Here is a 20,844-nt window from a genome sequence, read left to right as displayed (position 1 = left end):
CCTCTCACAGTCCGGCAGAGGCTGTGAGCTGACCACGACGCAAAGGAAAGTGGATCATGAAAAAACTCGCAAGCCTGACCCTGATGGCGACGGTGATGTCCGCTGCGATGATGGCGGAGGCCAATGCCTGGACCCGTGACGCTCACATCTACGGATGGCGCGGTCAGTCTTCCGTTCACGCCTCCGGCAGTTGCGGCAATCAAAATTGCTCCCGTTCGATCACCGGTACGGGACCCTACGGAAATAGCGTGACACGCCAAGGCTCGGCCTCTTGCGCAAATGGCACCTGCACCGGCACCCGCACAACGACCGGCCCGCAAGGCCGCTCGGTCACCCGCAATGCAACCGTATCGCGCTGATCGTCGATAGCAATTCGCGCATTGCGCCCCAATCAGGAGAAACCACATGAAATGCGTCAACTTTCTGGCAGCCGCGATGGTTGCCGGCTTGTCGGTCTTGTTGTCCGCAATAACCCCCACCAGCGCGGCCGCTGCCACGTCGGCTGTGGCGGTCACCAACGTGAACATGCGCGCCGGTCCAAGCACCCGCTATCCGGTCGTCATCACGCTGCCCGCGCGGGCCGCATTGACGGTCTACGGCTGCACGGCGAATACCTCCTGGTGCGATGTCAGTTGGGGCCGGGATCGTGGCTGGGTCGCCGCAAACTACGTGCAGGTGTTCTATCGCGGGAGCACCGTCGTCGTCACGCCTACGGTCGCCCCTGCCATCGGCCTCACGGTCGTCACCTTCAATCAGGCCTATTGGAACACCTATTATGCCGGGCGTCCCTGGTATGGCGAGTGGAACGTCTACTACGGCGGCTCAAGATCGGTGACGACGGGATGCAACGGCAATGGCTGCGGCGCGGCTGCCGTGACGCGCGGCCCCTACGGCGGCGGAAGAGCAGCCGCCGGCGGCTGCAATGACGACGGTTGCGGCGGAGCGGCGGTGACGCGTGGTCCCTATGGCGGCGGAAGAGCTGCCATCGGCGGCTGCAATGACGAGAAATGCGCCGGCGCGGCCGTAACACGAGGCCCCGCTGGAAACGTCCGGGTTCGGCACGGGTCCGTCACGCTGGATTGAGCAATCCAGAACCAGAGAAGGTCCAATGTGTGAGGGCTACGATCCGAAGATCAAGCGGTCGCGCTCAAGCACGATAGCCAACTGGTAATCCAAAAACGGGACTACACTTCGCTGGGGCCACCGCCCCCACCGCCCTCGGCTCCAGCGCAGCAGGCGTCCACGACGGTACCGCACCGTTGGGGCGCCTGCTGGCGGAGGCCCGATACGGGCCCGGGTCCCGGACGATCGCGCAATCAGGAAGATGTGTTAAATGCAAGGATATCGACACCATCGTGTCACACGATCGCGTCTGGTGGTCACGCTCGGTCTGGCGTTGATGGCAGCATTGCTTGCTGCCTGCGATGATGGCGGGAGTGGTAATGGGCAGACCGCGCCGCGCCGGACCGCAGTTGTGGCGCAACCGAAAACGGCGACCGTCACGCGTTATCTTTACGCGACGGGCACGACCAAGGCTCTCAACAGCGTCGATCTCGTTGCCAGGGTTTCGGGAACTCTCACATCCATCGACTACAAGGATGGCACGGAGGTCAAGGCAGGTCAGCGCCTTTTCCTGATCGAGCCTGATCAGTACCATGCCCAGCTGCAACAGGCCGAGGCAAGCGTTGAACAGGCACAGGCAACGCTCGACAATGCACAGCGTCAACTCAATCGCCAGGATCAACTCGCCCGGACGAGTGTGACGACCGAGGCCAATGTCGACAATGCCCGCGCGAGCAGGGATACGGCGAAGGCGCAACTCGATGCCGCCAAGGCCTCGCTCGTGCAGGCACGGCTCAATCTGGGCTACACAACGGTTTCGGCCCCATTCGACGGCTTCGTCACCGAACATCAGGCGGATGTCGGAGCCCTGGTGGGCACAGGCGGCGCGACGACGCTTGCCACGATCGTCCAGCTCGATCCCATCCATGTCTCCTTTTCGATATCCGATACGGAGATGTTGGAGATCCGCCAACAGGTCCGCAGGCGGGGACTGACACTGAAGGATGTCGGCAATGTCGACGTCGAAGCGGGCACGCAGATCGACAACGGCTTTCCGTACAAAGGCAAGCTCGATTATGTGGCGCCTCAGACTGTCTCCGATACCGGAACACTGTCGGTGCGGGCCGTTTTCGACAACAAGGACCGTGCTTTTCTTCCGGGCCTGTTCGTGCGCATCCGCATTCCTGTCGAAACGACCAAGGATGCTCTCCTCGTGTCCCCTTCGGCAGTCGGAACGGACCAGGAGGGGCGCTTCGTACTGGTCGTGAACAACAGCGGCGTGGTGGAACGGAAGTCCGTGACGTTGCTGGAGCGCAGCGGGGACCTTCAGCAGATCGAAGGATCGCTTTCAGCCGGCGACTGGGTCGTGACGAACGCTCTGTCCGGCGTGCGAGCGGGCGAGGTCGTGAGGACGCGGCAAACGTCCTTGCGAACCTCTCAGGATGAAATCCAGCAGGTGCAGGGCACAGCCGCCTTTGCCACCGATTGATCGGGCAGTCCTCATGTTTTCAAAGTTCTTCATCGAGCGGCCGGTCCTGGCCAACGTCATTGCCCTGCTGACGATCCTGATCGGCGCGATCGCCTTCTTTACCCTTCCGATCGCGCAATATCCTGACATCGTGCCGCCAACCATTCAGGTGACGGCTCGCTATCCGGGTGCGAGTGCCAAAACGCTGATGGACACCGTCGCCCTGCCGATCGAGCAGCAGGTCAACGGTGTCCCCGGGATGATCTACATGCAGTCGACCAGCTCGAGCGACGGCTCCTATTCGCTGACCGTCACCTTCGATATCGGAACGAATGCGGACGAGGCGCAAATTCTCGTACAGAACCGCGTCGATGCCGCTACTTCCCAACTCCCGAGCTCCGTCCAGTCCCAAGGCGTTACGGTGCGGAAACGCTCCACGTCCATTCTTGCATTTGTGACGCTGAGCGCTTCCGATCCTCGTTACGACAGCCTGTTTCTCGCCAACTATGCGAACATCAACCTGCGGGATGAACTCGCCCGAGTACCGGGTGTCGGTGACGTTTCCGTCTTCGGTGCCGGCGACTATGCGATGCGCATCTGGCTGGACGCCGATCGTTTGCAGGCCCGAGGTTTGCAGCCGTCGGATATTGTCAGCGCCGTCCAAACGCAGAGCCAGACCGTGTCCGGCGGGCAGATCGGCATGCCCCCGGTCGCGACCGGCCAAGGGTTTCAGACGGTCATCGATATCTCGGGCAGGCTCGATCAGGTCGAGCAGTTCGAAGACGTCATCGTCAAGACCGATACTGGGACGGGCGCCATCACCCGCGTGGGGGATGTCGCGCGGGTCGAGCTCGGCTCAAGATCCTACGGCCAGATCTTTCGCGTGAACGGACGGGCGTCCGCCGCACTCGCCATCAGCCAGCTTCCCGAGGCCAACGCCCTCGATGTGGCAAAGGCGGTCGAGGACCGGATGACCGAGCTGGCGAACGCCTTTCCGACAGGGCTCAGCTATTCCGTGCCGTTCAACACGACAACGTTCGTCAACGCGGCCGTCGATGAGGTCTACAAGACACTGATCGAGGCTTGTGTCATCGTGCTGGCTGTCATCCTGCTGTTCCTGCAGGATTGGCGCGCCATGCTGGTGCCTGCAACCACCGTGCCGGTGACCATCATCGGTGCGTTCGCGGCGATGAGCGCGCTCGGCTTTACCATCAACATGTCGACGCTCTTTGCCCTGGTGCTGGCAATCGGCATCGTCGTCGACGATGCGATCGTCATCGTGGAAGGTGCTGCACGCCACATGTCTGATGGTCTCTCCGGCCCCAAGGCCGCCGAGAAGGCTATGGAGGAATTGTTCGGGCCGGTGATCGGCATCACCCTGGTTCTCGTCTCGGTATTCCTGCCTGCCGCCTTCCTTCCTGGCCTGACCGGTCGGCTCTACCAGCAGTTCGCCCTCGTGATTGCGGCCACCGCGGTCATCAGCGCGATCAATGCCATCACGTTGAAGCCGGTTCAGGCGGCGTTGTGGATGCGGCCGATCAAGCCATTGGAGGAGCGCAATATTGTTTTTCGGCTTTTCGATCGTGGGTTCACCCGCCTGGAAAACGGTTACACCAGATTGCTGTCGAAGGTCTTGCGCTTTCGCCACCTCGTTACGGCTGCGACGGCGGTCATGGTCGCGCTCGCCTTCTTGGGACTGTCCCGCATTCCGACCGGCTTTCTGCCGATAGAGGACCAGGGCTATCTCGTGGCCGCCGTCCAGCTTCCGGCTGGAGCGTCCCTAGAGCGGACCGACAAGACGCTGACAGAGGTGGAGCGGCGGCTTCGCGAACAGCCCGGCGTCGCCAACGTCATCACCGTCGCAGGGGTTTCCCTGCTCGACAACAATGCGCCGCTCTCGAATGCCGGCATGGCCTATATCGTGCTGGAGCCATGGGATGAACGCGGCAAGGAGGAAAGCCTTCTGCCGATCTACAACGCGATCTCATCAAAGCTCGCCAATCTCGATGACGGCTTTGCCATTGCGGTTCCACCGCCCTCGATCCAGGGCATCGGCAACACCGGCGGTTTCACCATGATGGTCGAGCTGACCGATGGCAGCGGCGATTTCGAGCGGCTTTCCAATATCGCACACCAGGTGGCGAACCGCGCCCTCGATGATCTGCGGCTGCAGGCCGCACAGGTCAATGCCAACTTCAGTGCGCCTCAGCTCGGTGTCACGATCGATCGTACGAAGGCGGCCACGTTCGGTGTCGCGATCGGCGATATCTTCAATACGCTGTCCGGATATCTCGGGTCGTCCTATGTCAACCAGTTCACCCGGTTCGGCCATACGTTTCAGGTTTACGTCCAGGCCGAGGGCTCATATCGAAGCGTGGCGGAAGGCATCGCGCGGCTGAAGGTTCCGAACGCCTCGGGATCACTGGTTCCAGTCAGCAGCATGCTGACCGTCGAGGAAAAGGTCGGTCCCTCGCTCATCTCGCTCTACAACCTGCATCCGGCAACCTCTATCGTTGGGCGCCCGCAGCCCAATATCAGCTCCGGCGAAGCGATGGGCATTCTTGAGAATGCGGCCGCAGAAGTGCTTCCCATTGGCGCGGCAACCGACTGGACGGGGATTTCCTATCAGGAGAAACTTGCCGGCAGTCAGATCTATATCGCCTTCGGTCTGGCTCTCGTGCTTGTCTATTTCGTGCTCGCTGGTCAGTACGAAAGCTGGCTCGGGCCGCTTCCGGTCATTTTCTCCGTGCCGCTTGCGCTCTGCGGTACCGTGGCCGTTCTGTTGGCGCTCGGTCTGCAGAACACACTCTACACGCAGATCGGTCTTGTGTTGCTGATCGCTCTTGCGGCCAAGAATGCCATCCTGATCGTCGAATACGCCCGCGAGCTGCGGATCAAGGAGGGAAAGTCCCTGATGGAGGCGGCGGTCACCGCCGGGCGGTTGCGCTTTCGGCCGATTCTGATGACGTCGATCGCCTTCATCCTCGGCATGGTTCCGCTCGTTCTTGCCAGTGATGCCGGCGCGAATGCCAGCAAGTCGATCGGAATCTCGGTGGTCAGCGGCATGCTGATCTCGACGGTGCTGTCCGTGTTTGTCGTGCCGGCGCTTTTCCTCGTCATTCGCAATATCGAGGAAGGCTGGGCTTCGCGAAAGTCGAAGCCGCTCCCTGCGGGATAGCGTGTCGAGGCTGCTGCGCACCGAAACATTCATCACCTGCCGGAAACGTCCCAGGGCGGGGCGTCGAAAGCGCCGAGCCGATACAAATCGTAACAAAACGCTATCCGAGCGAAAAACGCCGGCGAAGTTCAGAACGGATATTTTCTCAGCTTCACGGCGTCAGCCGGTGCGGCGGAATTGAATGGAGAACAAGATGCTGAAGAAATTGCTGCTGGTGTTGGGCTTCGTTTCAAGAAGATCGTCCGTCACCAGGTCGGGCGTCGTCGGTGTGTTCCTTGCAATGTCTCCCTTGCTCATAGCAGCTGGAGTGGCCGAGAGCGCCGAGCCTGATGTCGAGGCGCTGCCGCTTGCCGAAATCTGCCTCCTCCCCGAAAACGTGGCTGGGAACACCTGTGCAGCCTTCTTCCTGGACAAAAACGGTTACCAAATCTGCCTGAAGGACGACATGAGCGGCAAGATCCGCTGCTCCGGCACGTTCAGCACCGATGAAGGCGATGAAGAAGAGGCGAAGCCAACCGGCGCCCCTTCCGATGATCGTAAAATCTGATCGTCAATTTCCCGGTAGATTCGCAAGCGGTGCAATCGATACATGTCCAAGTTTTCCCCTATCATCGCATTGGGAGCGGCCCTCGTCGTCCTCGCCGGTTGCGGCGCTCGCGTGACCATGACCGAATCCGCAAACATTCAGGGCAGCGAAGTTGATCTGGTGATAGTCGAATCGAAAGGTGGAACTGTCCTCGACGTGACCGAATACGGGGATGCAATGGCCGCGGCCCAGCAACTGGAACATTTGGTTTTGGCGGAACTGGCCAAGCGGGGTATCCCTGCCGCTGGCAAGGATACCCCCACCGGAGAGAAAAGCTTCGGTGCTGCGGGAACAGCGCTGCTCGCTCTTTCCGTTGCGAAAGCGGATAAGGGGAGCACCGCGAAACGCTTGCTGGTCGGTTTCGGCTATGGAAAGTCCGAGTTGCAGGTTGAGGCACAGCTTCTTGCGCCGACCATATCGGAACGAAAGCTGATTGCAGGATTCAGGACGCATGCGGGAAGCGGTTACAAGCCGGGTCTAGTGATGCCGCTTGGCGTGGGGGCTGCTGTCGGGGGTTATGTGGCCGTGTCGAGCGGGATCAACCTGGCGACGGGAATGGGCAAAACGCCAGATCGCGATATCAAGGCCACGGCCAGGGCGATCGCCAAGACCACCGCAGAGGCCCTGCGGGGCGTTTCCAACAAATCGATCTGAAGAAAGAACCATCGCCCACGTGAGGCTCCGGCTTCGCAGCGGAGATGCAGTGGCCCGCAATGCCGGCTGCCCTGATCAATGGATGAAGATGCCCACTCCAACCGACAAGTTGGTGGGGCCTACAACCGCTTAATCTTATGCTCGTGGCGCAGCCCGTCGACGAGGAGCCTGACCCTTGCAGCGAGCGCGCAGGAGTCCTTCGTCGTTATGGGCGTCTGTCTGACGAGATGCCGGACCGCGTCGACCAGGTCGTCCCTCCCGGTACCGACGTAGCCGTAATTACGCCATACCCAACCGCGCTGCAATCACGACAGCAGGCCACCGCCGTGCCGAGACCGGGCACTCACGGCGGGGGATGGCTTCGTAAGCATCGTCCTTCCGCTGCATATTGCCGGCGGATCCGCAACCGGAGCTATCCCGCCGACGCAACAAATCTTTACATTTCTCTACAGGAGCGAAATTCCACGGCAAACTGCCGCCTTCATTGTGCCGCCGTCGAGAAACAACGGAGTTCATTATGAGAAAAACAACACTGTTCTCGTTTGGCGTCGGCGCGCTGCTGCTTGCCGCCGTTCCCTTCGCAGGGATGGCCCAGGGACAGGATGCAGGCGCCTCCCGTCCTGAAGAGGCTTACGACTATCGGCAATATGGGGGTTCGGGAGACGGATTACCCAGCTTTTATGCTCTGACCGACCGCTTCAACGATCTGCGGTATTATTACACCGGCAAGGCAATCCGTTTCCGGCTGGCCGGCATGCTCTCGGCCCAAGAAACCGCCATCGGAATCCGTGCCGATCAACAGGATGCATGGCGGGCCTATACAAACGCCTTGCTCTCGCTCATCCCTGATCGCGATGCGGTCCTCTCCGTGATCGGTGCACCTGATGAGGACCCGAAGGGGCCAGAAGCCTTCGATCGAGTGGAAGCTCTTTCCGATGCCCTGGCCGCAAAGGCAGAAAAGGCGCAGGTGCTTAAGAGGGCGATCACCGATCTCCGCGCCAAGCTGACGCCGGAACAGCTTGAAGCAGCGCGGATGCCACGGCTCATCAGCGGATAACGTATTCGGCTGAGTTTCAGATATCCAATCGGAACGATCAGCCGCCGCCTTCGGCACGTACCCCCAGTGCCGGAACGGACGGGCTGCCGCACCATCGACCACACTGCAAAGCCCGTCCGCCTCATTTCATGCAAACTCGTCTTCAGGAGACCAAGAATGAAAATCTACATGACCGTTGCTTTCCTCGTTCTTTCCGGTGCGGCCAACGCCCAGCAGATCAGCCGCCAACTGGCGCTTGAGGTGCGTTCCGCATGCGAAGCTGACGTTCAGAAGCTCTGCAATGGCGTCCAGCCGGGCGGCGGAAAACTGATGCAGTGCCTCCAGCAGAATGCATCGAGCGTTTCGAAAACCTGCAGCGCGAGACTGATGGAGATTAAGGCTGCTCGACAGTCGAATTGATCTGAGCGACTAGCGGCGCCGGATAGAAAGGCATAGGCGTAAATTTAAATTCATGATGACCGGCCCCGTGCATGTCGGGACTGGTCCTTTTCGGTTGGAGCAATCGAAGATTTCTGACGCTAGAGACGCTCACACCTACTGGCGAAATCTCTGTTAGACCGCAGCAGGTATCCGCGTGTCGATCACGACTTGGCGTTCCGCTCGCACCGGGTCAGAAGTTGGCCATTCGAAGCGATCCGAACCTTTTCACCACCGCCGTTGACGCTACAACGCTTTTCCCTGCAGGCCCTCCTTTTCCAAGATGACGACGGCTCGCGCTTCTGGGTGTGGGTGGCCTGTTTGGCGCCCGGCTCTGGGGAGGAAGCGGATATAGATGAGGTAGCTCAGCAGCTCAATCAGCGTCTGAGTGACGATGACAGCCGGAAGAGCCGGCACGGCGCCGGGAATGGCCAGCCCCAACGGCAGCACGACGAGTGAATTGCACGTCGCGGTGCTGAACGCAACGGCCCGGCCGGCCGCTGCATCGAGCCGGAACAGACATTCCCCAACCGATGAGCGGCGCCATGATCGCAGAACCGATATAGATCGGAGTGACCCTCAGCGCTCCATCAATGGCAGACCCGAGTTGCGGAACGACAGAGGCAACTCGCGGATCCGGCCAAGCCCCTTTTCCTCCGGTCAATCGCACACGAAGGCGGTCGCTCGCTCGGTACATTTTGCAAAAAGCGCAATCGCCTTGGCGCAATAGGCGCAATGCCCCTGGCAGCAGTCGTGCATCAGAAAGGCGACGAGGTCGGACAAGGCTGGAAAGGTGGCGCTGTAGATGATCGACTTTCCGTCCCGCCGGCTCTCGATGAGGCCGGCATGTTCCAATTCCTTCAGATGAAAGGACGCACGCGGCCCGGATGCGTCGGCGAGTGTCGCAGCGGCTGATTCGGCGCGGTCGGGCCCCCTACGGCGCCGTCTCAAGCACGATGGCGTAGTGATAGGGAGGAAGATCGATAATCCGCACCGTTCGGAAACCTTCCGGCTCGACAACATCACTGACGGCTTGCGGGAGCATGCGCATGTCGGTTCGCGGACCACGAGGCTTGTCGAGCACCGTCGTTCGCTCGCGTGGCAGCGGATGCCAATTCACGATGCCGAACAGACCTTGAGGCTGGAGTACGGCTCGCACCGTGCGTGCCAGATCGGGTTGGCCGGGCACGCCGTGAAAGGTGTTGGCCATCAGCACATAGTCAACTGGTTCGGCCAGCAGTTTCGCAGCCGCGTGCGCGTCGGCGCAAATCCATCGCCGCACCGATGTGCCTTGCCGGGCGACTTCGGCCTTTGCCTGTTCGATCATCGCTGGATCGAGATCGAGTGCGTGGACCTTGCCGCCGACAAGCTTTGCCAGCGCCGCGGTAAAATATCCATCGCCGCAACAGAGGTCGAGCACCGTCATGTCAGGCTCGACGCCGAGCCGTCGCAGGACGCCTTCCGGATCGGGCCAAAGCGCGGACCACCAATCGCGATCGGGCATCGAGGTTGCTGGAAACGGCGGGCTCATCGGTCTGCTCAGCCGCTCGGCAACACGTCGAAGCGGACAAGCAGGGGCTCTCGGTCGCAGGAGCGGATGAAGCTCAAGAGTTCGGCCGGCTGCAGGCCAATGCTTTCGGTGTTGATCAGCGGATGGAAATTGACTTGGTCCGCGTCGAGCAGTGAGGCGTCGACCACGGCCGTGACGACACCGGCTCGGTCGTTGATCAGGCCGAGCGGAGTCAGTGCGCCCGGTTGCACGCCAAGCAGCTCGACCATGCGCTCGGCCGGCGCAAAGCCGAGGCGCCCATTGGCGCCGATCCGAGTGTAAAGCGTTTTGAGATCAAGAACGCGGTCTTCGTGTATCGAAAACAGAAACAGCCGGCCTTTCTTGTCTTTCAGCAGAAGGTTCTTGGTGAAGATGCCAGCCATCGCACCACGCAACTGCTTGCCTTCTTCCACTGTCTCATGAGCCGGATAGGGCACACTTGGCGCCGCAATTCCAAGCGAGGCGAGACGGTTGAAGAGGCGCACACGGGCCTCTTCGATTGCGTTTCCTGATCTGGGCGTATCGTTCATTTCCTTTGCCACTATCAGTCGGCAAGGGCTGGCGCGAGGTGACGGCGCTGCCGCCAACCGAGCCAGAGCAGGGAAAGCGCGGCAAGTGCGAGCCAAGGCAGCAGCAGCACGTTGAGCATCTGCCACCCGAAGGCCTGCAACAGCGCCACGGCGCTGAAGGAGCAGGCGAGCCCGACGGCAAAGATGGTCATGTCGTTCGTCGCTTGGGCGCGTCCCTTCTCCGCGACGGTATAGGTCGAGGTCAGCAGGGTGGTCCCGCCGACATAGAGGAAGTTCCAGCCCACGCCGAGCAGCACGAGTGCGGAGGCAAATGAACCGAACTCCAGACCGGTGAGTGTCATGAGCACGTGCCCGGCAAGGAGCGCGACGCCTGCCAACATGATGCGCAGCACCCCGAACCGCGCGATTAACGAGCCGGCGAAGAAGGACGGTAGGAACATGCCGAGCACGTGAAGCTGGATCACGGTCGCGGCCGTGGCGAGATCGTGATGGTGATGAACCATGGCGATTGGCGTCGCGGTCATCGCCAGGATCATGATGCCGTAGCCGGTCACTGCGCCGAAAAGCGCGACGAGATAGGCCGGTTGGGAAACTATCGTGCCCCATGGCCGGCTTTGCGCCGCCTCGGTAGGGTCAGCTTTTGGCGCCGGAACGTGTAGGCCGAGCAGCACGCCGGCGCCGATTATGGAGACGATCGCCATCAGCAGGAAGGAGCCGACATACTCCGGCTCAAGCAGAGGGCCGCCGAGTCGGCCGAGCATCGGTCCTGCGAGAGCCGCAACGATGCCGCCGGCCAGGACCAGCGAGATCGCGCGCGGTCGGAACGCCTCGTCTGCCACTTCGCTCGCGGCGAAGCGGTAGAACTGCGCGAATGCCTGGTACGCCCCGGCGAGCAAGGTGCCGAAAGACAGCAGCATGAGACTGTCGGCCCAGATACCGGCTGCTGCGATCAAACCACCCGCCGCACCAAGCAGCGCGCCGCCGACGAAGCCCATTCGCCGCCCGACCCGCGCCATCCACATGGATGCAGGGAAGGTCGCTGCGGCCGTCCCGAGAAACATCGTTGCGATCGGCATCGTCGCCAGCGCGGGACGCGGCGCAATCTGACCCCCGGCGAGACCGCCGACCGTCATAACGAGGACGGATGCAGTCTGGAACAGTGCTTGGGCGCTGGCGAGGAGCAACACCTGCCGGTGCATGGGGCGGCCGATCATCGGCAGGTCCTTTCATCAGTTTGCATAACTATTCAACTTATTGCTTAAATAGTTATCTGATGCTACAGTGCTGTCAATGGCAGGCGCAAAGAATCAACTTTTTGAGCAATTTGCGAATCTGGCCCGGGTGCTTGGGCACGTGCACCGGCTGGAATTGCTGGAGCACGCGTCGCAGGGGGAGCGCTCGGTCGAGCGCCTGGCACAGCTCACTGGCCTTTCGGTCGCCAATGCCTCACAGCATCTGCAGCATCTGCGCCGCGGCGGCTTCGTCCAGTCGCGTCGCGACGGCAATCGGGTTCTTTACCGGCTCGGCGAGGGTCCTATCCTGGAGCTCCTGTCGGCCTTGCGATGCTATGCCGAGCGAAGCCGTGCCGAAGTCCGTGAGATCGTTTCCGACTACTTCGACCAACTCGACCGACTGGAGCCAGTCTCGCGAGAGGACTTGGTCGGCCGGCTTCAGGGCGGCAGTGTGACCTTGCTCGATGTCCGCCCCGAGGACGAGTTCGCACTTGGCCATCTGCCGGGTGCGCTCAACATGCCGCTCGAGGAGTTGGAGCGGCGGTTGTCGGATCTTCCCAAGGATCAGGAGATCGTTGCCTATTGCCGCGGGCCTTATTGCGTTCTCTCCTTCGAGGCAGTCGCCATGCTCCGGGCCAAGGGCTATAGGATTAGAAGGCTCGAGGACGGCTTTCCCGAGTGGAAGGCGGCCGGTCTCCAGGTCGAGGCGGCTGCGTGACAGAGCCGGAAGCGCTGCTCTGGGAGGCTCGTCGGCAGAAGGGCTTGCCGCTGTTTCCGGTGTGAGACCGAAGCCGCCATTGAGGCCGCGGAGGCCTTTGACGCGCTCGCCATCGAAATGGAAGCGCGGCACTCTATGCCTTCGGCTCAGCGAACAGCCGATCGGTGGTTTGCTTTGCGCATGTCATCAACAGATGGCGCAGAGCGAAGGTGATTTCGAGAAAAGTGAAACTGACGGAATATCCGCTGCCCTTGAGGTTACAAGAGCGGTAGCTCTCGTTTGGGCGTCGGAGGACGACGCGACGCTTTCTCCGGATCATACATGATAAAGAATCTCGTTAGGATACTCTTGCGACCATTCTCGTCGGTATCGCCGCAGATACCGCGCGGCAATCAGCGGCAATTGGGATCGCCAGCTTAGGCAAGTCCGATCAACACACCGCCGAGCGGAAACTACAACGACGATCGACGGCGGGCGTTTCCAGGCCATGAGAAGAACGAAGCAGGTCAGTGCCAGCGCAAATTCGTACGGGTCGATGATCGCGCTCGTCCAGACCAGCTGGTAGAGGGCGGCACCAAGGATCCCGACGACGGCAGCATTTGCGCCGCGCATCACCGCCTGCGCGGTCGGCCGCGCGCGAAAAGCATCCCAAAACGGAAGCACCTCGATCAGCAACAGAAAGCCCGGCAGGAAGACGGCGATCAGAGCAATGGCTGCGCCGAAGAGCCCATTGGGTTCGGGGCCGAGCGCTGCGCCGAGATAGGCGGCGAAGGTGAAGAGTGGACTGGGCACGGCCTGCGCAGCGCCGTAACCCGCCAGGACCTGCCGGCTGTGACCCAACCGGGCTGGACAACCTCCGCTTCGCGGTGGCAGCACGACGTGGCCGCCGCCGAAGACGAGCGATCTGGCACGGAAGAAGGGATTGAAAACCGCCAAGCCTTGCAACGAGGTTGCCGCCACGATGATGGGCAGACCAACAATCAGAGCAATGAATAGCGCGAGGGCGATCGCGCCCCCAGTACGTGACACGGGAAAGCTGACATGACCCGTGATTGCATCGCTCTTGGACCGGCACAGCCACAATCCGGCAAGACCCCCAAAGACGATAGCTGCAACCTGCCCGATCGAACCTGAAGCGAAGATCACGATCAAAACCGCAGCGAGCGCAATACTGGCGCGTACCTTATCAGGGCGGAGGTTTTTGGCCATGCCCCAAACGGCCTGCGCGACGATGGCGACGGCGACCACCTTCAGGCCATGGATGATGCCGGAGCCGATCGGCCCGCAGCCGCCCCAATCGCGAACAGCACCAGCGGTATCGCCGAATGGAGCGTGAATGCGGTCCACGCGGCCGCTGCGTCCAGCGGTCCGCCGCGTGTAGTCCGAGAGCAAAGCCGACCTGGCTCGAGGCCGGGCCGGGGAGGAGCTGGCATAGCGCAACAAGATCGGCATAGCCCTTCTCATCGATCCAGCGCCTGCGTACGACCAACTCGTCGCGAAAGTAGCCGAAACGGGCGATCGGGCCACCAAACGAGGTAAGCCCGAGTTCAGAGGTCGCGTCCCCGGAGCCATACATGAGTTAGCCAATACCTTCGGCTGCTTCCTATATGCTTCCTGTTGATTTTTTCGGCTTGAATATTCGACGTAACCGTTTGAAAAATTGGCGCGCCACACCGGGCGATGATGAGAACTACGTTTACGCTATAGCCCTCTAAAAAACGTCGGAGAGTTGCGATAAGCTGCTGAAAACACATAAGATTATCCCGGCAGTCTTGCGGCCTCATTTTTGAGGTCTCAAGCCAACAGCTCTCCGCCAAATGAGCATAAGACGTAGATAAACGGGCATTCACCATCGACAGTTTCGTGCTCGGCCAAGTCTTATTGAGGCTCGGCTCCATCCATGGCTGGGACTTCTGCTGCCGCTCTTGCTTGGAAGGCTGTCGCTCGGCGATGGATCAAACTCTTAGTGCTCCCAATGGACCTCCGTCGCAAGGTATTCCCATATAACCGACCTCACCCGCAGACCTCGGCTTTCATCGATCGTGTACCGATAGGTGCCGCCCTGCACGACGTTCCAGTTTCGATCTCTGTCTAGGTCGGCGGCAATGCGGGTCATCATCCGACTGCCTACTTCGGGCCAAGGGGCTAAGCCGCCTGCGTCGCTCAGCCCTTCGAATTCAGCGCGTTCGTATTCCGACATGCTTTCCAATGGGCGAGCCCACACATGGAGTGGAGCTTCCATCTTTGGGTCGCCGTATTCGAAGTAGGCATGGCCGCGCGCGTTCCTCAGGACCACGCGATTGATGCGATCCATGTCTGGTTGCCAGACGAAGCGCGTCCCCCCGTCCGCCGTCGGAAACTCCCTCTTCGTCCGATCGATCATTGCGCGCAGGGCCGCGCCCTTGGTTAAAGCTCGCGCGGCGCTCGCATTCCTTTGCTTTTCGGGATCGGTCGAGCCGGCGAGAACGCAACTCAGGAACGTAACGGCATACTGCTCGTCCAGTGAGAATCCGTTGTTGCAATCACGACAGATCGTGACGACAGGGAGATGATGCGGGCGAGGTTTGACCAGCAAGCTTTTCGTAGGGACGTGATCCTCGGTCGTCTCGAGTTCGCCGAGCCACTTGGTGCAGTGGATACACCACGATTTCTGTCGGTCGTCGACGAATTCTTCGATTCTCTCCATCGCACTCTCCTACGCTTTGGATAAAGTAGCATGGGTGCGTGGGTGCATGGGAATCGGTGTGCGGGTATATGAAGGACGTGTGGGAGGACTGGAAACTCTACGAGCGCTTGGTCGCTCGGTTGATGGCGGATCAGGTGTCGACGGAGTTTTGCGTGACTCCGAACACTTCGATCCTGGGGGCGATCACAGGTATCAGGCGACAGACCGACCTCTCCAAGTTCGAGAACGTCTTCGACGATCACCCGCGCTGGGTAAACCTCGGCAGCCAGAAAAACTTCGCCCGCTACGCGCTGCGGGTCGGCAAGGAATGGGAGATGTCGTCCGACGGCTTCAACGAGTTCTATTTCAAGCGCGCCATCGCCCGCGGCATCCTGTTCCGCGCGACCGAGAAGCTGGTTTCGGTGCAGCCTTGGTATTGCCTGTCGATCTCCGCGCGGCTGTCGGCAAGGGAAGCACTATCATACAGCGCGCCTTGGCTGCCGGTAACATGCCAGATCTCGAGGAGCCTGCCTTGGCTGCGCCTGCTGTCGATGATGTTGTGCAGGGGCATTCTCTCATCGGTGGCAATCGGAGCCACGAGTTGCGAACCGATTCTGCCGCCATATTCGCGCAGATCGCTCAGCATTTGACCGATGAGGACGGGGGCCGCAAGGCCGCTGTCATGTCGGACGAGTTCGTCTGCCCTCCCGGCAACCACGTCTTGGAACCGGTTCGACACCTCGAACATGCTTTCGATCGCATCCTGCAACTCATTGAGCTTGAGCGAGGCGCGAGGAAGCGCCGCGACGCGATCGACCTTGGCTCTTGCCACGAGAAGTTGATCGCGGACACGAGCGAGCAGGTCTGCAGGGACCTGGTGGCCATGCAGTCCGAACGGCGGCTGTGATGGAGTGGCGAGTCGGGCAAGAGCGGCATCTGTGCGCGCGCGAAGTTCCGCCAACCGCTTCGCTCCGGCACCGTCAGATGATGGCTCTTCCGCCATGACGATATTGGCCGGACCGCGCTCGGCGGAAATGCAATTGGCCGCTTCCAGAATCTGCCGATAGTCTTGAAGATCGGCCAGGTTCTGCCGTGCAAGCGTGAAGGCGTGATATGACGGGGCAATAGCGGTGAACGCCAGAATAAATGTGCCAAGGATAGTAAGAAACACGCCGACAGAGAGCTTCGTCTCGAATCCTCGGCGAATCCTGGTGGATTCCGTGTTGGAGCTGTTAGCGTTGTAGCTCCTATCTGCCTCGACTGTCGGTCGCGCGCATTTCCGAAGAGATCCGAGAGCATGTGTCAGCACTGTGAACTTGTGACGTCGTATCTTCGTAATCCTCCAGTACGCAGCCGTCATTTCGACCCATTCAATCCCTTCCAGCCTTAGTTTTGGTGAATAGATTTGGTTAGGACTCTATTGAGATAGGGTATCATTCCACCTGCATGGTGAGATCAAGGTGTGCGGGCAATTGATTAAGGTGGTATCTGGAGATTATGTCGCAACCTGGCGGCCCGGCAGCCTTGGCGGCATCCCCGAACGAGACCAGCTTGTTGTTCCGTTCGTCCCAGAGCACGAGCCTGACGCATTGCAGGCTCTGCCAAAGGGTTGTGTGGCCGATATCGCCGAGTTCGGGATGGTCACGCAATATCTCCGGCAGCTTGTAATAGGAAGCTGGGCGCTTGATTGTCACAACGCCTCTCTCCCGAACGAGGTTGGTGAGATTTGGTCAACAGTTGAGCCGTCTCTCTCCGTGCTCAACAGCGCCCTCGGGAAACAGCGAGTGTCCGGAGGAAAGGTAACATGCCGGTTGTCGTTCGAAGCCGCAAACCGGAAGCCGGTGCGCATGCTTTCGTGGTGCGAACCTCCGACAGTCTCCATCGTTCATCCCTCCTTGTTGGCGAAGGATGCCGGCGGCCTCCATAAGGCGACCGCCGGCCGGATTGGATCGATCAGCTCTTGATGGCGATGCGCTTGACCTGCGACTGCGCCTTCTCACTCTTCGGCAAGGTCACGGTCAATACACCATTCTTGAAGCGCGCATCGACCTGGTCGTCCTTGACCTCGATGCCGAGCGGGATGCGGCGCTCGAACCGGCCGTAATAGCGTTCGGAGAACTGGCGATCCTTGTCGTCCATCTCAGAACGCTTTTCGCCCCTCAGCGTCAGCACGCCGTCGTTGAGCAGGACCTCGATGTCCTTTTCTTCAAGGCCGGGCACTTCGGCGGTCACCTTGATCTCCTTATCGGTATCGGAGACCTCGACATTCGGCCAGCCAGTGCTGAAGGCGGAGCCGTTTCCGAAGGATGACAGGCCGCTACCGAAGCCGCGGAAGACGTCATCGAACAGACGGTTCACCTCGCGATGAAGCGACAGGAACGGATCACGGTCGTCATCGCGCAGGAGGCTCGGAACCTGGTTGCCGTTGTTGCGGGTCCAGGGAATCAAATCACGAACACTCATGTCTCTTCTCCTCTCCGTTGGTTCAGTTGGCAAAGCTTTCCCGCGGGCGTCGGGCATCGCTCGACGCCTTGTGCGCGTGTTGCGCCGATGGAAGGCTTAAGCCGCCTGCTTCCCGGCCTCGATCTGCTTCGTCTCGGCCTTCGGCAGAGCCATGTCGGTTGCGATCTCGATCTGGCGCGGCTTCATCTCTTCCGGAATCTCGCGCTTGAGGTCGATGGTCAGCAGACCATTTACGAGGCCGGCACCTACGACCTTGACATGGTCAGCGAGTTCGAACCGGCGCTGGAACGACCGGCCGGCAATGCCGCGATGCAGATACTGCACGTCTTCAGCATTCGCCTTCTGGCCCGAGACGACGAGCATGTTCTGCTCTTGGGTAATCGCCAGCTCGTCCTGCGAGAAGCCCGCCACTGCCATGGCAATGCGATAGTTGTCCTCGCCGGACTTGACGATGTCATACGGAGGCCAGCTGTCGATCGTATCGATGCGGTTTGCAGCCTCGAGGGCGTTCAACATTCGGTCGAAACCGATGCTCGACCGGAACAGGGGAGAGAAATCGAGGTTTGTCCTCATAGCCATATCCTCCTTTGAAGCAACATGGAACGAGGGGACGCCAAGAGAAACCGGCGTCTCCTGGACTTCGTCGATCCTAATGGGCAATCGACAATATTAATGTAATTCAGTGGCTTGTGGTTTCAAGAGGCGTCGAATTTCGTGAGTTGAAAAATTGATTTTTTTGCCGCCGTCACCACATCGGAGGAGAGACAGAGAGAGGAGCAATGGACATGCCAATGACTTCAGACGACGTCATCACCATTCTTGGTCCTGTCGACGAAACTCTCGTGGCCGATGTCATCGCGACAGGTGCGACGCAGGCTGAACTCGCCGAGGCATTCGCATGGGTCAGCAATGATGAAGCCTTGATCGGCGAAGGACGGCATCTGCCGGCAGGCAGAGTGGCCGCGCTCGTCGAGCTGCTGACCGACGATGAGGAGGAGCAAGCCGATTAGCCCGGCCGGCAACGCTGCCCGTCGGCGCAATCGTCGAACCGGTCATGCCATCGTGAGCACTCGGACATCGCCCCTGCGGTCGATCACGTCGACGACGACACGGCGGCCTGACCGGCGGAGGACAACATCGGCCGAGCCATTGCCGATCAGCAGATGCCGCAAGGTAACCTCGTCGAGGAAGGCGGGAAGTTCCGGCTCATTGAAGCTGATCTGCAATGCGGTCGGATCGAAATCGAGACCGAGGCAGGATTGTAGCAGCGACAGCGACGCCGCCGCAGCCCAGGCCTGCGGTGAGCATGCGACCGGATAAAAGGTCGGGCCCTGTGCGCGCTGCCGTGGCAGTCCGCAGAAGAGTTCGGGAAGCCGGCGCAGGTCGATATAGGTCGAGGCCGCGAACAGTCCCTCGAATATTCGCGCGGCTTCAGCGCGATAACCGTAGCGGGCAAGTCCGCTGGCGATCAGGGCATTGTCGTGCGGCCAGATCGAGCCGTTGTGATAGCTCATGGGATTGTAACGCACCTCGGTCGAGGGAATGGTGCGGATGCCCCAGCCGCAGAAGGACGAGGCGCTCATCAGCGTGCGGGCAACCTGTTTCGCCCGTTCCGCGTAAGCAATGCCGGTGAAGAGTGCGTGGCCGGCATTCGATGATCGGACGCGGCAGGGGCGTTTATCTCCGTCGAGCGCCAGGACATAAGTGCCGAGTTCCTCGTCATAGAAGCTTGTGTCGAAGGCGCGGCGCAGGCCTTCGGCCCGCGCGAGAAAGCGTGCGGCCTGTTCCGGCCGGTCGAGCACGCGGAAGATTTCCGCCGCCGCCTGCCAGGCGCCATGGACATAGGCCTGAACCTCGGCAATGGCGATCGGCCCCCTGGCGAGCGTTCCGTCCGCATGGAAGACGGAATCGTGGCTGTCTTTCCATGCCTGGTTGATCAATCCTTCTTCTGTTAGCCGTCCATACTCGACGAAACCGTCGCCGTCGCGGTCGCCATGCTCGTCGATCCATGTCAGCGCCGCCTCGATATGCGGCAGAAGACGGTCGATGGTCGCAAGATCGCCTGTCCGTTTGAGATATTGGCCGGCCAGCGTCACGAACAAAGGCGTTGAATCGATGCTGCCGTAGTAGCGCCGGAAAGGAACTTCGCCAAGTTCGGCCATTTCTCCGGCACGTACCTCATGCAGGATCTTTCCGGGCTCGGCGTCTGAGGCGGGGTCCACTTCGGTGGCCTGGTTCGCCGCCAGATGCCCAAGAACACCGCGTGCGATCTCTGGATCGAGCCAGAGCGTTTCCAACGCGGTGATAAGGGCATCCCGGCCGAAGACCGTGCTGAACCACGGAATGCCGGCATAAGGGTAAGGCCCTTCCGGCTTGTCGGTCATCAGCATGTAAAGGTCGGAAACGCTGCGTCGCGCCACCTCGTTGAAGATCTCGTTCGATGTCGCGATTGCAGCCGCCCGCGAGGACGAGGCGCGCAAGGCGCGGCGGGCATCCCGCAGTGCAAGAAAAAGCGATCGGTGGCCCGACCGCTGTGCGCCGGTCTGATCGCAACCTATCTCGATAAACAGCGATCGGGCTTCGTGCGGCGCCAGATGGAGATCATAAATGACATGGCCGCTCCCGAGCTCGTTCGGCTGTGGATCGAAGGAAAGCCTGGTGGTTCGCTTCCGATCGTCCAGGCCGACATAGGAGAGCAAGATCGAATCCTGCTCCACGACGGCGGGAAAATGCCGCCCCCTCCTGGCTCTCGCTGTTCCCCGCACTTCGAAAAGATCTGCGAAATCTGACGCGAACTCGATCCCGATGCCCACTTGCCGTGGCTGGTCGTCATAGTTCCTCACGCTCAATCGCTCGTAACATCGTGCATTCCAGAGGAAGCGAGATCTGCGCAGGTGGATCAGGTCATGCTCCAGAACGAGCTTTCCCTTGTCATCGAAGAGATCGGGATTGGTGAGATCGCAAGTCAGTGTCGCATTGTCGTCGCGTAGCGTCGATGACAACAGCATCGGCCGCCTGTTGTTGATCGTCAGATAAAGATGCGAGAGGTAGCGCGTATCGCGGTGGAAAAGGCCCTCCGGACTCCCAGGCCCAGAAAGCGCGTCGCCATTGTGATCGAAGACGGCGAAGGTGTCGCCGTGCTTCAGGGTGCGCGGCCGTTGCTCCTGCAGCGACGCGGAAGCTGGAATGAAGAACTGCGCTATCGGCGTCCCCTGGCCTGCCGGCTCCGGGACTGAATTGCTGCCTGCAGAAGCGATCGGCATGA

The 20,844-nt window shown here is 60.6% G+C and carries 20 protein-coding genes and 2 pseudogenes; 10 read left to right on the top strand and 12 right to left on the bottom strand.

All coding sequences use genetic code 11. The features are described 5' to 3' along the window. Positions 1-56 precede the first annotated feature (56 nt). The 8 genes from ACMGE0_RS06565 (at position 57) to ACMGE0_RS06530 (ending at position 8,404) form a co-directional block, all read left to right on the top strand. Positions 57-359, top strand: a complete 303-nt coding sequence (locus ACMGE0_RS06565) for a hypothetical protein (protein ID WP_436815045.1) — start codon at positions 57-59, stop codon at positions 357-359. Positions 360-405: 46 nt separating this feature from the next. Further along, positions 406-1,083 carry an SH3 domain-containing protein gene (locus tag ACMGE0_RS06560; protein WP_436815044.1) on the top strand — a complete coding sequence of 226 codons (678 nt, stop codon included), beginning with the start codon at positions 406-408 and terminating at the stop codon, positions 1,081-1,083. A 250-nt stretch (positions 1,084-1,333) separates the two neighbouring features. Next, positions 1,334-2,551 carry an efflux RND transporter periplasmic adaptor subunit gene (locus ACMGE0_RS06555; protein WP_436815043.1) on the top strand — a complete coding sequence of 406 codons (1,218 nt, stop codon included), beginning with the start codon at positions 1,334-1,336 and terminating at the stop codon, positions 2,549-2,551. Positions 2,552-2,564: 13 nt separating this feature from the next. Beyond that, positions 2,565-5,708 carry an efflux RND transporter permease subunit gene (locus tag ACMGE0_RS06550; RefSeq protein WP_436815042.1) on the top strand — a complete coding sequence of 1,048 codons (3,144 nt, stop codon included), beginning with the start codon at positions 2,565-2,567 and terminating at the stop codon, positions 5,706-5,708. A 193-nt stretch (positions 5,709-5,901) separates the two neighbouring features. Next, positions 5,902-6,255 carry a hypothetical protein gene (locus tag ACMGE0_RS06545; protein WP_436815041.1) on the top strand — a complete coding sequence of 118 codons (354 nt, stop codon included), beginning with the start codon at positions 5,902-5,904 and terminating at the stop codon, positions 6,253-6,255. A 42-nt stretch (positions 6,256-6,297) separates the two neighbouring features. Further along, the gene (locus tag ACMGE0_RS06540) at positions 6,298-6,948 is read left to right on the top strand and encodes a DUF4410 domain-containing protein (RefSeq protein ID WP_436815040.1); all 651 of its coding nucleotides are present in this window, start codon (positions 6,298-6,300) and stop codon (positions 6,946-6,948) included. A gap of 388 nt (positions 6,949-7,336) precedes the next feature. Beyond that, positions 7,337-8,005, top strand: coding sequence for a hypothetical protein (locus tag ACMGE0_RS06535; protein ID WP_436815039.1), 669 nt, complete (start codon positions 7,337-7,339; stop codon positions 8,003-8,005). A 156-nt stretch (positions 8,006-8,161) separates the two neighbouring features. Next, positions 8,162-8,404 (top strand): cysteine rich repeat-containing protein, encoded by a 243-nt coding sequence (locus ACMGE0_RS06530; RefSeq protein ID WP_436815038.1) that lies wholly within the window; start codon positions 8,162-8,164, stop codon positions 8,402-8,404. Between the two features lie 678 nt (positions 8,405-9,082). On the opposite strand, the gene ACMGE0_RS06525 is transcribed toward ACMGE0_RS06530, so the two are convergent. The 4 genes from ACMGE0_RS06525 to ACMGE0_RS06510 all read right to left on the bottom strand — a co-directional run bounded on the left by ACMGE0_RS06525 (position 9,083) and on the right by ACMGE0_RS06510 (position 11,715). Beyond that, complete coding sequence (locus tag ACMGE0_RS06525) at positions 9,083-9,445, bottom strand: ArsR/SmtB family transcription factor (RefSeq protein WP_436815037.1); 363 nt, start codon at positions 9,443-9,445, stop codon at positions 9,083-9,085. Beyond that, positions 9,357-9,953, bottom strand: coding sequence for a class I SAM-dependent methyltransferase (locus tag ACMGE0_RS06520; RefSeq protein WP_436815036.1), 597 nt, complete (start codon positions 9,951-9,953; stop codon positions 9,357-9,359). Before ACMGE0_RS06520 ends, ACMGE0_RS06525 begins: the two co-directional genes overlap by 89 nt. An 8-nt stretch (positions 9,954-9,961) precedes the next feature. Then, entirely contained in the window at positions 9,962-10,384 is a 423-nt protein-coding gene (locus tag ACMGE0_RS06515; protein WP_436815035.1) for a prolyl-tRNA synthetase associated domain-containing protein, read from the bottom strand. A gap of 131 nt (positions 10,385-10,515) precedes the next feature. Continuing rightward, positions 10,516-11,715 (bottom strand): MFS transporter, encoded by a 1,200-nt coding sequence (locus ACMGE0_RS06510; RefSeq protein WP_436815034.1) that lies wholly within the window; start codon positions 11,713-11,715, stop codon positions 10,516-10,518. Positions 11,716-11,791: 76 nt separating this feature from the next. Between ACMGE0_RS06510 and ACMGE0_RS06505 the strand changes: the two genes are divergently transcribed. Beyond that, positions 11,792-12,451: an ArsR/SmtB family transcription factor gene (locus tag ACMGE0_RS06505; protein ID WP_436815033.1), complete on the top strand. Its 660-nt coding sequence runs from the start codon at positions 11,792-11,794 to the stop codon at positions 12,449-12,451. A gap of 315 nt (positions 12,452-12,766) precedes the next feature. On the opposite strand, the gene ACMGE0_RS06500 is transcribed toward ACMGE0_RS06505, so the two are convergent. The 7 genes and pseudogenes from ACMGE0_RS06500 to ACMGE0_RS06465 all read right to left on the bottom strand — a co-directional run bounded on the left by ACMGE0_RS06500 (position 12,767) and on the right by ACMGE0_RS06465 (position 18,152). Further along, positions 12,767-13,798 (bottom strand): chromate transporter, encoded by a 1,032-nt coding sequence (locus tag ACMGE0_RS06500; protein ID WP_436815032.1) that lies wholly within the window; start codon positions 13,796-13,798, stop codon positions 12,767-12,769. 82 nt (positions 13,799-13,880) lie between these two features. Continuing rightward, positions 13,881-14,027: pseudogene (locus tag ACMGE0_RS06495) on the bottom strand (chromate transporter); the annotation flags it as partial. 387 nt (positions 14,028-14,414) lie between these two features. Continuing rightward, positions 14,415-15,137, bottom strand: coding sequence for a hypothetical protein (locus ACMGE0_RS06490; RefSeq protein WP_436815031.1), 723 nt, complete (start codon positions 15,135-15,137; stop codon positions 14,415-14,417). Between the two features lie 340 nt (positions 15,138-15,477). Next, the gene (locus tag ACMGE0_RS33710) at positions 15,478-16,287 is read right to left on the bottom strand and encodes a hypothetical protein (RefSeq protein ID WP_495885020.1); all 810 of its coding nucleotides are present in this window, start codon (positions 16,285-16,287) and stop codon (positions 15,478-15,480) included. Positions 16,288-16,549: 262 nt separating this feature from the next. After that, positions 16,550-16,786, bottom strand: a pseudogene (locus tag ACMGE0_RS06475) (hypothetical protein); the annotation flags it as partial. A gap of 283 nt (positions 16,787-17,069) precedes the next feature. Further along, positions 17,070-17,579: an Hsp20/alpha crystallin family protein gene (locus tag ACMGE0_RS06470; RefSeq protein ID WP_436815028.1), complete on the bottom strand. Its 510-nt coding sequence runs from the start codon at positions 17,577-17,579 to the stop codon at positions 17,070-17,072. 96 nt (positions 17,580-17,675) lie between these two features. Continuing rightward, complete coding sequence (locus ACMGE0_RS06465; protein WP_436815027.1) at positions 17,676-18,152, bottom strand: Hsp20 family protein; 477 nt, start codon at positions 18,150-18,152, stop codon at positions 17,676-17,678. 212 nt (positions 18,153-18,364) lie between these two features. On the opposite strand from ACMGE0_RS06465, the gene ACMGE0_RS06460 reads away from it, so the two are divergent. Continuing rightward, positions 18,365-18,589 carry a hypothetical protein gene (locus tag ACMGE0_RS06460; RefSeq protein ID WP_436815026.1) on the top strand — a complete coding sequence of 75 codons (225 nt, stop codon included), beginning with the start codon at positions 18,365-18,367 and terminating at the stop codon, positions 18,587-18,589. 42 nt (positions 18,590-18,631) lie between these two features. Here the strand turns inward: ACMGE0_RS06460 and ACMGE0_RS06455 are convergent, their stop codons facing one another. Next, on the bottom strand, positions 18,632-20,842 hold the full coding sequence (locus tag ACMGE0_RS06455) for an amylo-alpha-1,6-glucosidase (RefSeq protein ID WP_436815025.1): 2,211 nt from the start codon (positions 20,840-20,842) through the stop codon (positions 18,632-18,634). Positions 20,843-20,844: the final 2 nt, after the last annotated feature.

It is taken from the genome of Neorhizobium descurainiae (assembly GCF_051400715.1).
GTDB lineage: Bacteria > Pseudomonadota > Alphaproteobacteria > Rhizobiales > Rhizobiaceae > Neorhizobium.
Note: the sequence above shows the minus strand (reverse complement) of the source record. Positions and strands in the feature narration are given on the sequence as shown.

Bases quoted from the DNA above. Each gene is read 5' to 3' on its own strand.
- ACMGE0_RS06565 (WP_436815045.1), top strand. From the start codon at position 57: ATGAAAAAACTCGCAAGCCTGACCCTGATGGCGACGGTGATGTCCGCT.
- ACMGE0_RS06560 (WP_436815044.1), top strand. From the start codon at position 406: ATGAAATGCGTCAACTTTCTGGCAGCCGCGATGGTTGCCGGCTTGTCG.
- ACMGE0_RS06555 (WP_436815043.1), top strand. From the start codon at position 1,334: ATGCAAGGATATCGACACCATCGTGTCACACGATCGCGTCTGGTGGTC.
- ACMGE0_RS06550 (WP_436815042.1), top strand. From the start codon at position 2,565: ATGTTTTCAAAGTTCTTCATCGAGCGGCCGGTCCTGGCCAACGTCATT.
- ACMGE0_RS06545 (WP_436815041.1), top strand. From the start codon at position 5,902: ATGCTGAAGAAATTGCTGCTGGTGTTGGGCTTCGTTTCAAGAAGATCG.
- ACMGE0_RS06540 (WP_436815040.1), top strand. From the start codon at position 6,298: ATGTCCAAGTTTTCCCCTATCATCGCATTGGGAGCGGCCCTCGTCGTC.
- ACMGE0_RS06530 (WP_436815038.1), top strand. From the start codon at position 8,162: ATGAAAATCTACATGACCGTTGCTTTCCTCGTTCTTTCCGGTGCGGCC.
- ACMGE0_RS06525 (WP_436815037.1), bottom strand. From the start codon at position 9,445: ATGTTGTCGAGCCGGAAGGTTTCCGAACGGTGCGGATTATCGATCTTC.
- ACMGE0_RS06520 (WP_436815036.1), bottom strand. From the start codon at position 9,953: ATGAGCCCGCCGTTTCCAGCAACCTCGATGCCCGATCGCGATTGGTGG.
- ACMGE0_RS06510 (WP_436815034.1), bottom strand. From the start codon at position 11,715: ATGATCGGCCGCCCCATGCACCGGCAGGTGTTGCTCCTCGCCAGCGCC.
- ACMGE0_RS06505 (WP_436815033.1), top strand. From the start codon at position 11,792: ATGGCAGGCGCAAAGAATCAACTTTTTGAGCAATTTGCGAATCTGGCC.
- ACMGE0_RS06490 (WP_436815031.1), bottom strand. From the start codon at position 15,137: ATGGAGAGAATCGAAGAATTCGTCGACGACCGACAGAAATCGTGGTGT.
- ACMGE0_RS06470 (WP_436815028.1), bottom strand. From the start codon at position 17,579: ATGAGTGTTCGTGATTTGATTCCCTGGACCCGCAACAACGGCAACCAG.
- ACMGE0_RS06465 (WP_436815027.1), bottom strand. From the start codon at position 18,152: ATGAGGACAAACCTCGATTTCTCTCCCCTGTTCCGGTCGAGCATCGGT.
- ACMGE0_RS06460 (WP_436815026.1), top strand. From the start codon at position 18,365: ATGCCAATGACTTCAGACGACGTCATCACCATTCTTGGTCCTGTCGAC.
- ACMGE0_RS06455 (WP_436815025.1), bottom strand. From the start codon at position 20,842: ATGCCGATCGCTTCTGCAGGCAGCAATTCAGTCCCGGAGCCGGCAGGC.